Origin of the sequence: Flavobacterium sp., assembly GCF_031537875.1 — a bacterium.
GTDB lineage: Bacteria > Bacteroidota > Bacteroidia > Flavobacteriales > Flavobacteriaceae > Flavobacterium.
The window spans coordinates 169,169-184,252 of sequence record NZ_JAVKNB010000011.1; the positions used below are offsets into that span (position 1 = coordinate 169,169).

Below are 15,084 nucleotides of genomic sequence, written 5' to 3' on the forward strand. Positions count from 1 at the left end.
AAATTATTAAGTTTTTAATATTTATATATGTCATCAAACAAAAAATACTGGAAAAGTGTTGAGGAACTAGACGGAAATAGTTCTATTGTTGAGGCGCTTAAAAATAACGAATTCGTTGAAGAGATTCCTACAGATGAATTTTTAGGAAATAATGATGCTTTGTCATCGTCTTCTACAACACGTCGTGACTTTTTAAAGTACGTTGGATTTAGTACTGCAGCGGCTACTCTTGCTGCTTGCGAAGGTCCTGTTCATAAATCAATACCTTATGTGTTGCAACCGGAACAAATTATTCCAGGTGTAGCTGATTATTACGCAACCTCTGTTTTTGACGGTTTTGATTTCGCTAATTTATTAGTTAAAACACGTGAAGGTCGTCCGATTAAAATAGATAACAACGCAATTGCCGGGGCTAAATTTTCTGCTAATGCAAGAGTTCATGCGTCTATATTGTCTCTTTATGACAGTATGCGTTTGAAAGAGCCTAAAATTGCAGGAGCTAATTCAAGTTGGGCTGATGTTAATTCTAAAATTGCATCAAGTATTGTAGAAGCGAAAGCAAAAGGAGGTCAAGTGGTATTGTTAACCAATACTTTAGCGAGTCCATCGACTGAAAAGTTGATTGCCGAGTTTATTGCTAAAAATCCAAATGCAAAACACGTAGTTTATGATGCGGTTTCTTCTTCAGAAGCTTTAGATGCTTTTGAAACAGTTTATGGTGAAAGAGCGTTAGTAGATTATGATTTTTCTAAAGCATCTTTGATCGTTTCTGTTGGAGCTGATTTCTTAGGAGATTGGCAAGGTGGAGGATATGATGCAGGATATGCTCAAGGTAGAATTCCTAAAAACGGAAAAATGTCTCGTCATTTCCAATTGGAAGCGAATATGACATTATCTGGTGCTGCTGCTGATAAGCGTTTGCCTATGTCTACAGCAAATCAAAAACAAGCATTAGTTCATATATATAACATTGTAACTGGGTCTTCAGTTGCAGTAAGTTTAGATGATCAATTTAAATCAGAAGTTACCAAAGCGGCTCAACAATTAAAAGCGGCTGGTTCAAAAGGAGTATTAGTGTCTGGAATACAAGATAAAAATGCTCAGTTATTAGTTTTGGCTATCAATCAAAAATTGGCTAGCGAAGCTTTTACAACTTCTGGTACACGACAAATAAGAAAAGGATCTAACGAAAAAGTAGCTCAATTAATTAACGATATGAAAGCTGGTAGTGTTCATACATTAATTATGAGTGGAGTTAATCCAGTTTATACTTTAGCTGATAGTGCTTCTTTTGTTGAAGGACTTAAGAAAGTAACTACTTCAGTTTCTTTTTCATTGAAAGAAGACGAAACTGCTTCTGTTACTACTGTAGCAGCTCCAGTTCCTCATTATTTAGAATCTTGGAACGATTTAAGTTTGACTAAAGGCACTTATAGTCTTACTCAACCTACTATTCGTCCTTTATTTAATACAAAACAATTTCAAGACGTATTATTAGCATTAAATGGTAATGCAGGTACTTTTTACGATTATATTAAAGGTACAGCTGCTTCAATAATTGCTGGTTCTACTTGGAATAAAGTGTTACATGATGGTGTTTATGTTGGAGTTATTCCAACTGCATCTGCTGGTTCAGCGGATTATACTGCTGCTGCGTCTGCTTTATCAAAATCAAAAGCTGCCGAAGCATTTGAATTAGTTTTATATACTAAAACTGGTTTAGGTGATGGTCAACAAGCTAACAACCCTTGGTTACAAGAGTTTCCAGACCCAATCACAAGAGTTTCTTGGGATAATTATGTGACTGTTTCTAATGCTGATGCTAAGAAATTAGGATTGACTAATGAAATTGTTGCTAATGGAGGTTTAAATGGTAGTTATGCTACTATTACAACTACAGATGGTTCTAAATTAGAAAATGTGCCTGTAATTGTTCAGCCAGGTCAAGCAGTTGGAACTGTAGGTTTAGCTTTAGGATACGGTCGTAAAGCGGCGCTTAAAGAAGAAATGGCTGTAGGTATAAATGCTTACGCTTTATATAAAGGTTTTAATAATGTACAATCTGTTTCCTTAGTTAAAGCGGATGGAGACCATGAGTTTGCTTGTGTTCAAGGTCAAAAAACTTTGATGGGAAGAGGGGATATCATTAAAGAAACAACTTTAGAGATATTCAATACTAAAGACGCTAAAGAATGGAATGAAGTTCCTATGGTATCTTTGGATCACAAAGAAGTAGAGTCAACTAAAGTTGATTTATGGGATTCATTTGATCGTTCAATCGGACATCACTTTAATCTATCTATTGACTTAAATGCTTGTACTGGTTGTGGTGCTTGTGTTATCGCTTGTCATGCAGAGAACAACGTTCCTGTAGTAGGTAAATCAGAAGTTAGAAGAAGTCGTGATATGCACTGGTTGCGTATTGATAGATATTATTCTTCTGAAAGTACTTTTGAAGGAGATAACGAAAGAAAAGAAAATATTGCAGGTCTGTCAAGTTCATTGTCAACATTTAACGAAATGGAAAAAGCAGGAGATAATCCTCAAGTAGCTTTCCAACCAGTTATGTGTCAACACTGTAACCATGCTCCTTGTGAAACTGTTTGCCCTGTTGCAGCCACTTCTCACGGACGTCAAGGTCAAAACAATATGGCTTACAACAGATGTGTTGGTACTCGTTACTGTGCTAACAACTGTCCTTATAAAGTGCGTCGTTTCAACTGGTTCTTATACAGCCAAAACAGCGAATTTGATTATCATATGAATGATGATTTAGGTCGTATGGTTTTAAATCCAGATGTGAATGTTCGTTCTCGTGGAGTTATGGAAAAATGTTCTATGTGTCTTCAAATGACTCAAGCAACTATCCTTAAAGCTAAAAAAGAAGGAAGAGCTATTGTTGATGGTGAATTCCAAACAGCTTGTTCAAATGCTTGTTCTACTGGAGCAATGGTATTTGGAGATGTTAATGACGATGAAGCAAAAGTAGCTAAGTTAGCTGCTGATGACAGAATGTATCATTTATTAGAGCATGTAGGAACTAAACCAAATGTGATCTATCACGTTAAAGTTAGAAATACCTAGTATAAAATATTAATTAAGAAACAAGATAAAGGATTATGTCGTCTCACTACGAATCAAGCATTAGAAAACCTTTAGTTATAGGTGATAAATCTTATCACGATGTAACAGTAGATGTTGCAGCTCCTGTAGAAGGTAAAGCTAACAAACATTGGTGGATTGTGTTTTCAATCGCATTAACAGCTTTCCTTTGGGGATTAGGCTGTATTATCTATACTGTATCTACAGGTATCGGAACATGGGGATTAAATAAAACCGTGGGTTGGGCTTGGGATATCACTAACTTCGTTTGGTGGGTAGGTATCGGTCACGCAGGAACGTTAATTTCTGCAGTATTATTACTTTTCCGTCAACGATGGAGAATGGCTATTAACCGTTCAGCGGAAGCAATGACCATTTTCTCTGTAATTCAGGCTGGTTTGTTCCCAATTATTCACATGGGACGTCCTTGGTTGGCTTACTGGGTATTGCCTATCCCGAATCAATTTGGTTCATTATGGGTAAACTTTAACTCACCATTGTTATGGGACGTATTTGCAATTTCTACTTACCTTTCGGTTTCATTAGTTTTCTGGTGGACTGGTTTATTGCCTGATTTTGCAATGTTAAGAGATAGAGCTATTACTCCTTTTCATAAAAGAATCTATTCTATTTTAAGTTTTGGATGGAGTGGTAGAGCTAAAGACTGGCAACGTTTTGAAGAAGTTTCTTTGGTACTAGCAGGTTTAGCGACTCCATTGGTACTTTCGGTACACACAATTGTATCTATGGACTTTGCTACTTCAGTAATTCCAGGATGGCATACTACTATTTTTCCTCCTTACTTCGTTGCTGGAGCGGTTTTCTCTGGATTTGCAATGGTAAATACTTTGCTTATTATTATGAGAAAAGTATCTAACTTAGAAGCTTACATTACTATTCAACATATTGAATTAATGAATATTGTAATTATGATTACAGGTTCTATTGTTGGTGTAGCTTATATCACTGAGTTATTTGTTGCTTGGTATTCAGGAGTTGAATATGAACAATACGCTTTCTTAAACAGAGCAACGGGTCCTTACTGGTGGGCTTACTGGTCAATGATGACTTGTAATGTGTTTTCTCCACAATTTATGTGGTTCAAAAAATTAAGAACAAGTATTATGTTCTCTTTTATCATCTCTATTGTTGTAAATATTGGTATGTGGTTCGAACGTTTCGTAATCATCGTAACTTCATTACACAGAGATTACTTACCATCTTCATGGACAATGTTCTCACCAACATTTGTTGATATTGGTATTTTCATTGGAACAATTGGTTTCTTCTTTGTATTGTTTTTATTGTATTCTAGAACTTTCCCTGTAATTGCACAGGCAGAGGTTAAAACAATCTTAAAAGGAACAGGAGATAATTATATTAGAGAAAGAGCAAATAAAGATTCACACCATGAGTAATAAAGTAATATACGCCATTTATAATGACGATGATATATTAATGGATGCCGTAAAGAAAACACGTGCTGCTCATTATCATATCGAAGAAGTTTTTAGTCCATTCCCTGTTCACGGGTTGGATAAAGCGATGGGACTTGCCCCAACACGATTAGCCATTTGTGCATTCATTTATGGTTTATGTGGTTTGTCTTTTGGAACATGGATGATGAATTTTGTCATGATTCAAGATTGGCCTCAAGACATTGGAGGGAAACCAAGTTTCAGTTATATTCAAAATATGCCTTCTTTCGTTCCAATTATGTTTGAAGAAACTGTATTTTTTGCAGCACACTTAATGGTAATAACTTTTTACATGAGAAGTAAATTGTGGCCATTTAAAGCAGCTGAAAATCCAGATGTAAGAACAACAGACGACCACTTTTTAATGGAAGTTGCTGTCAATGATAATGAGGCTGAATTAGTTTCATTCTTTGAGACTACTGGTGCTGTTGAAGTTAAAGTAATAGAAAAGCATTAATCATAGTTATGAAAAGTATATTTAAAATAGCATTTTTATTTGGTATGACTGCTTTGGTGTCGTCTTGCCATGATAAATCTGCGCCAAACTACCAGTATTTTCCAAACATGTATGAATCTGCAGGTTATGAAACTTATTCTGAATCTGCTGCGTTTAAAGATGGTAAGGAAGGACAACTTCCTGTAGCAGGAACAATCAATAGAGGTTTTGAGCCTTACGAATATGAAATTACTCCTGCAGGATATGAGTTAGCGAAAGCTAATCTTAAATCTCCTTTAGACTCTATTGAAAGAAGTTCTGAAAAAGGAAAAGAACTTTTTGAAATTTACTGTATCAGTTGTCATGGTGCTGCTGGAAATGGTAAAGGAAAATTAGTAGAAAGAGAAAAATTTCTTGGTGTTCCTAATTATGCAGATAGACCAATTACTGAAGGTAGTGTATTTCACGTAATAACTTATGGTTTAAATGCAATGGGTTCTCATGCTAATCAATTGAATCCACACGAACGTTGGTTAGTTGCTGACTATGTTCTAAAATTAAAAAGTCAATTATAATTGTTGAATTAACTGATCGTTATAGATATGTATACATTTTCAAGTAAATTAAAAACTTTTTCTTTTATCTTAATGGCTGTAGGTCTTTTAGGTATTGGATATGGTTTTTATACTGCACCAAAAGATATTAAAGAGGTTGAAGAACTTCTTGCTTCAGAAAATCATGGTGGTCATGGTGCTGTTAAGCATGAAGCTGCTGTTTCTCATGAAACAAAAGCAGTTGCTGAACACGCTGCGACTTCAGAATTAAATGAAGAAGCAGAACATAGTGAGCATTTAAATCATGTTTTACACCAATTACAAAATAAGCCATGGGCTGCATTGTATGTTGCTTGTATTTTCTTTTTGTTGATTTCTATGGGAACATTAGCGTTTTATGCTATTCAACAAGTTGCACAGGCAGGATGGTCTCCAGTATTGTTTAGAGTAATGCAAGGAATTACATCTTACTTACCTGTAGGGTCTGTTATATTCTTTATATTTTTAGTATTATCTGGTATTAATTTTAATCATTTATTTGTATGGTTGACAGAAGGAGTTACTGATCCTAAAAGTTTGAATTACGATGAAATTATCGCAGGTAAAGCGGGATATTTAAATTTTCCATTTTGGATTGTTAGAGCAGCTGTTTTCTTGCTAGGATGGAATTTATACCGTTATTATTCAAGAAAAAATTGTTTAGCACAAGACGAGGCTGATGATAACTTGAACTACAAAAAGAATTTTAAAATGTCTGCTGGGTTCCTAGTTTTCTTCATAGTATCAGAATCAATTATGTCTTGGGACTGGATTATGTCTATTGATCCTCACTGGTTCAGTACATTATTTGGATGGTACGTTTTTGCAAGTTTCTTTGTAAGTGGAATTACAATGATAGCTATGGTAACTTTGTATTTAAAATCTAAAGGATATTTGGAGCACGTAAATACAAGTCATATTCATGATTTAGCTAAATTTATGTTTGGTATCAGTGTATTCTGGACGTATTTATGGTTCTCTCAATTCATGTTGATTTGGTATGCTGATATCCCTGAAGAGATTACTTATTTTGTAACAAGAATACAAGTTTACAACCTTCCATTCTTTGGTGCGGTTGCTATGAATTTCCTTTTTCCAGTTTTGATATTGATCAATACAGATTTCAAGAGAATTTCTTGGGTACTGGTTATGGCAGGAGTAGTGATTTTATTAGGTCATTATGTTGATTTCTTTAATATGATTATGCCAGGAACTGTAGGTGACCAATGGTTTATTGGAGTTTCAGAAATTGCATCTATTCTTTTCTTCCTTGGATTATTTATTTTTGTTGTATTTACAACATTAGCTAAAGCTCCATTGTTGGCAAAAAGAAATCCATTTATCGAAGAAAGTAAACATTTTCATTATTAATATTTAAAGAAGAAAACAGATGACAAGTTTGTTGGTAATTATAGTTTTAGTTCTATTAGCTGTTGCAATTTGGCAATTGACTAAAATATTTGAACTTACACAAGTAGATATTTCAAGTTCAGATGACTCTCAAATAGCAACTGATAATGACAATAATGTTCAAGGGTATTTAATGTTTGGCTTTTTAGCTTTCATTTATATTTTTACTATTTATGGTTTATTAAAATGGGGGGATCTTCCTTTACATACTCCAGCTTCTGAGCATGGTGCTGATGTAGACAATTTAATGAATATAACTTGGGTTTTAATATTTACAGTTCAAGCAATTACACAAGTTTTATTGCACTATTTTGCTTTTAAATACAGAGGTAAAAAAGATCATAAAGCGTTGTTTTTCGCAGATAATAATAAATTAGAAGCAATTTGGAGTATTATTCCTGCTGTTGTTTTGGCTGGTTTAATTTTATACGGATTGTATGCTTGGAACAATATTATGTTTGTTGATCAAGATGAAGATACAGTTGTAATTGAGTTATATGCTCAACAATTTAAGTGGTCTGCTCGTTATGCTGGCGCTGATAATGTATTAGGAAAAGCTAATGTTAGATTAATTGAAGGTGTTAATACTTTAGGAGTTGATTTGGCTGACCCAAATGCTCAAGATGATTTTGTGGTTTCTGAATTACATATCCCTAAAGGAAAAAAAATACACTTTAAATTCCGTTCACAAGATGTGCTACACTCTGCATATATGCCCTTTTTTAGAGCTCAAATGAATTGTGTTCCTGGAATGGTTACAGAATTTGCTTTTACTCCAATTTATACTTCATCAGAGTATAGAGAGTTGCCATTTATGGTTGAAAAAGTTGCTAGAATTAATGAATTGAGAGCAAAACAAAGTCTTAAGTTAGTTGCTGAAGGTAAAACAGCTCTTGACCCTTATACATTTGATTACTTATTGCTTTGTAATAAGATTTGTGGTGCATCACACTACAATATGCAAATGAAAATTGTTGTTGATACGCCAGAAGAGTACAAAAAATGGTTATCAGATAAAGTAGCTTTAGTAAAAGAAGTTAAAGCAGCAAATGAGCCTGCACCTGCAGAAGGAACTAGTTCAGATTCAACATCTGTTATAAGTGATACATCGGCTGCTAAAACAGCAATGAAATAATTTATTTAAGAATATATAAAGTATACAAATATGTCAGCAGAAGGACACGGTCACGAACACGATCATCATCATAAAGAAACTTTCATTACTAAGTATATATTTAGTATTGATCATAAAATGATTGCAAAACAATACCTAATTACTGGTATAATTATGGGAATCATTGGTGTAGGTATGTCAATGCTTTTTAGAATGCAATTGGCTTGGCCAGAAGAATCTTTTAAAATCTTTAATATTTTATTAGGTGATAAATTTGCTCCTGATGGGGTTATGGCTAATGATATTTATCTTGCATTAGTTACAATACACGGAACAATTATGGTTTTCTTTGTATTAACAGCAGGGCTTAGTGGTACTTTCAGTAACTTATTGATTCCGCTTCAAATTGGTGCGAGAGATATGGCTTCTGGATTTATGAATATGATTTCATACTGGTTGTTCTTCTTATCAAGTGTAATTATGGTTTGCTCTCTATTTGTAGAAGCAGGTCCTGCATCTTCAGGATGGACAATTTATCCTCCATTAAGTGCATTACCTCAAGCAATTCCTGGTTCTGGAATGGGTATGACACTTTGGTTAGTAGCTATGGCTATTTTCATTGCATCTTCTTTAATGGGATCTTTGAACTATGTTGTAACTGTTATCAATTTAAGAACTAAAGGAATGACAATGACTAGATTGCCTCTTACTATTTGGGCATTCTTTATTACTGCAGTTATCGGGATTGTATCTTTTCCGGTTTTATTATCTGCTGCTTTGTTATTGATTTTTGATAGAAGTTTTGGTACTTCATTCTTCTTGTCTGATATTTATATTGCTGGAGAAGTGCTACATTATCAAGGTGGTTCGCCAGTATTGTTTGAACACTTATTCTGGTTTTTAGGTCACCCTGAGGTATATATTGTATTATTGCCTGCTTTAGGTATTACATCTGAAATTATTGCTACCAACTCTCGTAAACCAATTTTTGGTTACAGAGCGATGATTATGTCAATTTTAGCGATTGCATTTTTATCTACAATTGTTTGGGGTCACCATATGTTCGTTTCTGGAATGAATCCATTTTTAGGATCGGTCTTTACTTTTACAACTTTGTTGATTGCAATACCATCAGCTGTAAAAGCTTTTAATTACATTACTACTTTATGGAGAGGTAATTTGCAGTTCAATCCTGCTATGTTATTTTCTATTGGATTAGTTTCAACTTTTATCACAGGTGGTTTGACAGGAATTATTCTTGGAGATAGTACTTTGGATATCAATGTTCATGATACTTATTTCGTAGTAGCTCACTTCCACTTAGTAATGGGTATTTCTGCTCTTTACGGAATGTTTGCTGGAATCTACCATTGGTTCCCAAAAATGTTCGGAAGAATGTTGAATAAAAACTTAGGATATATTCACTTTTGGGTAACAGCAGTTTGTGCTTACGGAGTATTCTTCCCAATGCACTTTATCGGTTTAGCTGGTTTACCAAGACGTTATTATACAAACACTAACTTCCCTTTATTTGACGATTTGCAAAATGTAAACGTTTTAATTACAACTTTTGCTTTGATCGGTGGAGCTTTCCAATTAGTGTTCTTGTACAATTTCTTTGTTAGTATTTTCTACGGTAAGAAAGCAGAACAAAATCCATGGAAATCAAATACTTTAGAATGGACAGCGCCAGTAGAACATATTCACGGTAACTGGCCAGGTGAAATTCCAGAAGTACACAGATGGCCTTACGATTATAGTAATCCAGAACACGAAGAGGATTTTGTCCCTCAAAATGTGCCAATGAAACCAGGTGAAGCAGTTTTGCATCATTAATATATAAAGCCTCTTTTTTAGAGGCTTTTTTATTTGTTTTTAGTGACAGTACTAATTTCTATTTAATCCTCCAAAATCTTTCTCTATCTTTGTTTTATGAATGAAAATTTAGACCCAACTACGAAAGGATATAATCCGGAAGAACTTGATCTTGAAAAAAGATTGAGGCCACTTTCTTTTGATGATTTTGCAGGTCAAGACCAAATTCTTGAAAATCTTAAAGTTTTTGTTGAAGCTGCTAATCAGCGTAATGAAGCATTGGATCATACATTGTTTCATGGTCCTCCTGGATTGGGTAAAACTACGTTAGCCAATATACTTGCAAATGAACTGCAGGTAGGAATTAAAATTACCTCTGGACCTGTTTTAGATAAACCGGGTGATTTAGCAGGTTTGCTGACTAATCTTGAAGAAAGAGATGTTTTATTCATAGACGAAATTCATCGTTTAAGTCCTATCGTAGAGGAATATTTGTATTCTGCTATGGAAGATTTCAAGATTGATATTATGATTGAGTCAGGACCCAATGCAAGAACGGTTCAAATCAACTTGAATCCATTTACCCTTATTGGCGCAACGACTCGTTCGGGATTGCTGACCGCACCCATGCGCGCGCGTTTTGGAATTGCTTCCCGTTTACAATATTATACCACAGAACTTTTAACTACCATTATAGAGCGTAGCGCTAGTATTTTAAAAATGCCTATTGATCTTGAAGCTGCTATCGAAATCGCACGGAGAAGTAGAGGAACACCTCGTATAGCTAATGCATTGTTGCGTAGAGTGCGCGATTTTGCTCAAATTAAAGGGAATGGTACAATTGATATCGAAATTGCAAGATATGCCTTAAAAGCGCTTAATGTGGACGCTCATGGTTTAGACGAAATGGATAATAAAATTTTAAATACCATTATTGATAAATTCAAAGGAGGTCCAGTGGGTTTAACTACATTGGCAACAGCCGTTTCTGAGAGTAGCGAAACCATCGAAGAAGTATATGAGCCATTTTTAATCCAAGAAGGTTTTATCATGCGTACTCCTCGTGGTCGTGAAGTAACAGATAAAGCCTATAAACATTTAGGCAAATTGAACACCAATATTCAAGGCGGATTGTTTTAACTCTAATTCTATTATTAATCGATCAAAATATTCGCAGTTGATTAAATCTGAGGCCCAACGCCTTGGTTTTTTATCTTGTGGTATATCCAAGGTTCAATTTTTAGAAAAAGAAGCTCCTAGACTCGAAAACTGGCTTAAAAACAATAGTCACGGACAAATGTCTTATATGGAAAACCATTTTGACAAAAGATTGAACCCTGCTTTGTTGGTTGATGGCGCTAAAAGCGTTATTTCATTATTACTAAATTATTATCCGTCAGAATTTCAAAAAGAGGAATCCTATAAAATTTCAAAATACGCTTACGGTCAAGATTATCATTTCGTAATCAAGGAAAAACTGAAAGCATTATTATTTTCTATCGAAGAACAAATAGGCGCTGTTTCAGGTCGCGCTTTTGTAGATTCAGCTCCTGTATTAGATAAGGCTTGGGCAGCTAAAAGCGGTTTAGGCTGGATAGGTAAGAACAGCAATTTAATTACTCAAAAAGTAGGTTCTTTTTATTTTATTGCCGAACTAATTGTTGATTTGGAATTAGAATATGATGCGCCAACTACCGATCACTGTGGAACTTGTACCGCTTGTTTAGATGCTTGTCCTACACAAGCTATTATTGCACCTTATCAAGTAGATGGGAGTAAATGCATTTCGTATTATACCATTGAATTAAAGGATAATCTTCCTGAAGAAATGAAAGGTAAATTTCAAGATTGGGCATTTGGTTGTGATGTATGTCAAGATGTTTGTCCTTGGAATCGATTTTCAAAAGCACATAACGAACCTTTATTCAATCCAAATTCGGAAATACTTTCTTTTTCTAAAAAAGATTGGGAAGAAATTACGGCTGAAACTTTTCAAAAAGTATTTAAAGATTCGCCGTTAAAAAGAACAAAATTTGAGGGACTTCTGAGGAATATTCAATTCTTGAAATAATTAATTCAAGCTTGATTCTCTTTTAATAATTTGAGTGGTCAATTCAATGGTTTTTGGTGTAAATTCTACCTCTTCTTTTCTGGCTGCCATTTCTTCTAATAATAAATTGAACGCAGTAATTCCCATTTCATGGCTAGGCTGTTCAATAGTGCTCAATTTGGGTGTAATTACCTGAGACATAAACCAGTTACTAAATCCAATTACTTTCACCTCTTTTGGAACATTAATTTTTTGTTCGTTACAGTAGGCGAGTGAACCAACAGCCACTAAATCAGTTATAGCAAAAATACCATCGACATCAGGATGCTCTTCAAATAGTTGTTTGGTAAATTCATACCCTTCTTCGAAGCTCACTTTTTCACACACATATACCAATTTTGAGTCGAAAGGAATATTGTTTTTTTCTAGAGCTTTTTTATAGCCAAGATAGCGGTCAATCGAATTTTGTGGATTCAGAGGTCCACGAATATGAGCAATTTTTCGGCAACCATTATCGATTAAGTGTTGCGTTGCATCAAATCCTGCTTTTTGATCATCAATAACTACTTTAGAACATTTGGCCAATTTGGCAATTTTGTCAAACATTACTAAAGGAATTTTTCTTTTGATTATTTCCTGAATATGAGTATCGTTATTGGATTCGTTAGATAGTGACATCAAAATTCCGTCTACTCTTTTGTTAATGAGGAGTTCAGCTTGTTTTTTTTCTAATTCTAATTTTTCATTAGATTGTAAAATAATTACTAAATACCCATTTTTTTCAGCTTCGTCTATGATAGCGTTAATGATATTAGAGAAAAAATGATGGGTTACCTCAGGAATAATTAGTCCAATAGTTTTGGATTCCTTGGTTCTTAAATTAACCGCAAAACTATTAGGGGTATAATTTAAGTTTTGAGCCAACTCTTTGACTGCATTCTTCGTTTTTTCACTAACATCAGGATAGTTTTTTAGTGCTTTAGAAACCGTCGTGATTGAGATTCCTAACGTAGTTGCAATTTCTTTAAGAGTAATGTCTTTCATGACCTTAGTATTTGGAAACATTTAATTTAATAATGATATGAAATAGGTATCCCATATCATTTAGAGTTAAATTTTCAACAATTTTATAGGTTGTAAATTCACCCACAAGATATTCATTTTTATGAAATAATTCTTTAATTAAATGAATATTTACAAATTATAAAGTTAACGTTATATTTCAAACATTGATAGGTATGCCTAGTTTTTATAAATAAAAAAAAGCGGTTTTGAAATATTTCAAAACCGCTTTCAGATATACATGAGTTGATTATTTTAGTTCTAAAATTACTGCTTCATACGGTCGTAAAGTATTCGCTTTCATTGATTTTGACTTAGGGTAATTTCCTAAAATAATTTTAGATTTTGCTATTGAAAACCCTAAATTATAAGTAGATTCTTTTTCTGTAAAGTTCAATAAAACCAATACTTTTCCCCCGTTAAGTTCCCTCGTATAAGAAAATACATTTGGATTTTCTTTATCTAAAAGGGTGTATTTTCCGTATTGAAGCACGGGACTTGTTTTACGAATTTTCACCAATTTTCTGTAATAATTCAAAACAGAATTTGGATCTTTTTCTTGTGCTTCTGCATTGATAGTAGTAAAGTTTGGATTTACTTTAAGCCAAGGTTTCCCAGTAGTAAATCCTCCATTTGGACTTGCATTCCATTGAAAAGGAGTTCTTCCATTTTCTCTAGAAGTTTGTTTTTTGTTTTCTAAAAACGCTTTTAAATCGCCACCGGCATTTTTGATTTGTTCGTATTTGTTTCGGGTGTCTACATCATTGTAGTCGGCAATGTTGTCAAAGCGAATATTAACCATCCCAATTTCATCTCCATTGAAGTTGTATGGAGTTCCTCTCATCGTCATAACAAAAGTAGACAGCATTTTAGAAGAAACCGCTCTAAATTGAGGGGTGTCATTTCCAAATTTACTCACCATTCTTGGCTGGTCATGATTGGCAACGAATATCGATAGCCAACCTTTATCCTTGAATGCTTCATCGTATCTTGAGAAAATATTTTTGTATTTCACTAATCCAAATTCACTGATATGGTTTCCAATATCCACGCTTTCAAAGTGATACGCCAAATTCAATTCTTTACGAGCTGGATCCACAAATTTCATCGCAGCTTCTGGAGAATCTCCAGCCCCTTCAGATACTGTCATAGCTTCAGGGAATTTACTCAATACTTCACGATTCATTTCCTGAATATGTTCATGTAATTTTGGTCCGTTTCCGTAAAATTTAATGATTTCCAAAGAGTTGTTTACAATTTCTTTAGGTAGTTCAGGGAACGTATCGTCTTTTGAAATAAATTGAAATGCATCCATTCTAAAACCATCAATTCCTTTGTTCAACCAAAATGTCATAATATCATAAATTTCTTTGCGAAGTGTAGGGTTGTTCCAGTTTAAATCAGGTTGTTTTTTGGAGAAATAGTGTAGGTAATATGAATTAGTTGTCGCGTCATATTTCCAAGCATTGCTGTTTACGTCAAAAAAGCTCCATCGGTAGGGAGGAGTGCCTTTTTCTGCAGGCCACCAATAGTAATAATTACGGTATTTATTGTCTCTAGAACTTCTGGATTGTTTGAACCATTCATGTTCATCACTACTGTGATTTACCACCATATCCATGATTAATTTGATGTTTCTTTTGTGCATTTCTTTCAACAAAAGGTCAAAATCAGCCATGGTTCCAAAATCTTTTAAAATTTCTCTATAATTGCTGATATCATAGCCATTATCATCATTTGGAGAATCGTAAATCGGACTTAACCAAACCGCGTCGATTCCTAAACTTTTTAGGTAGTCTAATTTCGAAATAATTCCTTTAATATCACCAACTCCATCTCCATCACTATCCTTAAAACTACGAGGATAAATTTGGTAAATTACGGCTTCTTTCCACCATTTGGCGTCGCCATTTTTAACGATAGTTGTTTTGTTGTCTTGTGCCATAATATTCATCAAAGAAGAGAATAGTAAGGCAATTAACAGCATTTGATTCTTTTTCATGCGGGTAAATTTAAGTAGTATA

At 34.1% G+C, this 15,084-nt stretch carries 11 protein-coding genes; 9 read left to right on the forward strand and 2 right to left on the reverse strand.

Annotated features, from left to right (window positions below; translation table 11 throughout):
* The first annotated feature begins 27 nt into the window (after nt 1-27).
* The 9 genes from RMR09_RS08055 to queG all read left to right on the forward strand — a co-directional run bounded on the left by RMR09_RS08055 (nt 28) and on the right by queG (nt 12,019).
* Entirely contained in the window at nt 28-3,084 is a 3,057-nt protein-coding gene (locus RMR09_RS08055) for a TAT-variant-translocated molybdopterin oxidoreductase (protein ID WP_310595284.1), read from the forward strand.
* A gap of 35 nt (nt 3,085-3,119) precedes the next feature.
* Nucleotides 3,120-4,520, forward strand: a complete 1,401-nt coding sequence (gene nrfD, locus RMR09_RS08060; RefSeq protein WP_310595285.1) for an NrfD/PsrC family molybdoenzyme membrane anchor subunit — start codon at nt 3,120-3,122, stop codon at nt 4,518-4,520.
* Nucleotides 4,513-5,037 carry a DUF3341 domain-containing protein gene (locus RMR09_RS08065; RefSeq protein ID WP_310595286.1) on the forward strand — a complete coding sequence of 175 codons (525 nt, stop codon included), beginning with the start codon at nt 4,513-4,515 and terminating at the stop codon, nt 5,035-5,037. The genes nrfD and RMR09_RS08065 overlap by 8 nt, the downstream gene beginning before the upstream one ends.
* Nucleotides 5,038-5,045: 8 nt before the next feature.
* Nucleotides 5,046-5,591, forward strand: a complete 546-nt coding sequence (locus RMR09_RS08070; RefSeq protein WP_310595287.1) for a cytochrome c — start codon at nt 5,046-5,048, stop codon at nt 5,589-5,591.
* A 27-nt stretch (nt 5,592-5,618) separates the two neighbouring features.
* Nucleotides 5,619-6,980, forward strand: coding sequence for a quinol:cytochrome C oxidoreductase (locus RMR09_RS08075; protein WP_310595288.1), 1,362 nt, complete (start codon nt 5,619-5,621; stop codon nt 6,978-6,980).
* A 19-nt stretch (nt 6,981-6,999) separates the two neighbouring features.
* Nucleotides 7,000-8,154: a cytochrome c oxidase subunit II gene (locus RMR09_RS08080; RefSeq protein ID WP_310595289.1), complete on the forward strand. Its 1,155-nt coding sequence runs from the start codon at nt 7,000-7,002 to the stop codon at nt 8,152-8,154.
* A 30-nt stretch (nt 8,155-8,184) separates the two neighbouring features.
* Nucleotides 8,185-9,969: a cbb3-type cytochrome c oxidase subunit I gene (locus tag RMR09_RS08085; RefSeq protein WP_310595290.1), complete on the forward strand. Its 1,785-nt coding sequence runs from the start codon at nt 8,185-8,187 to the stop codon at nt 9,967-9,969.
* Nucleotides 9,970-10,065: 96 nt separating this feature from the next.
* Nucleotides 10,066-11,088, forward strand: a complete 1,023-nt coding sequence (gene ruvB / locus RMR09_RS08090; protein ID WP_310595291.1) for a Holliday junction branch migration DNA helicase RuvB — start codon at nt 10,066-10,068, stop codon at nt 11,086-11,088.
* Nucleotides 11,089-11,098: 10 nt separating this feature from the next.
* Nucleotides 11,099-12,019, forward strand: coding sequence for a tRNA epoxyqueuosine(34) reductase QueG (queG, locus tag RMR09_RS08095; protein ID WP_310595475.1), 921 nt, complete (start codon nt 11,099-11,101; stop codon nt 12,017-12,019).
* Here the strand turns inward: queG and RMR09_RS08100 are convergent, their stop codons facing one another.
* Together RMR09_RS08100 and RMR09_RS08105 are read right to left on the reverse strand one after the other, a co-directional pair.
* Nucleotides 12,020-13,042 (reverse strand): LacI family DNA-binding transcriptional regulator, encoded by a 1,023-nt coding sequence (locus tag RMR09_RS08100; RefSeq protein WP_310595292.1) that lies wholly within the window; start codon nt 13,040-13,042, stop codon nt 12,020-12,022.
* A gap of 268 nt (nt 13,043-13,310) precedes the next feature.
* The gene (locus RMR09_RS08105; RefSeq protein WP_310595293.1) at nt 13,311-15,062 is read right to left on the reverse strand and encodes an alpha-glucosidase; all 1,752 of its coding nucleotides are present in this window, start codon (nt 15,060-15,062) and stop codon (nt 13,311-13,313) included.
* Nucleotides 15,063-15,084: the final 22 nt, after the last annotated feature.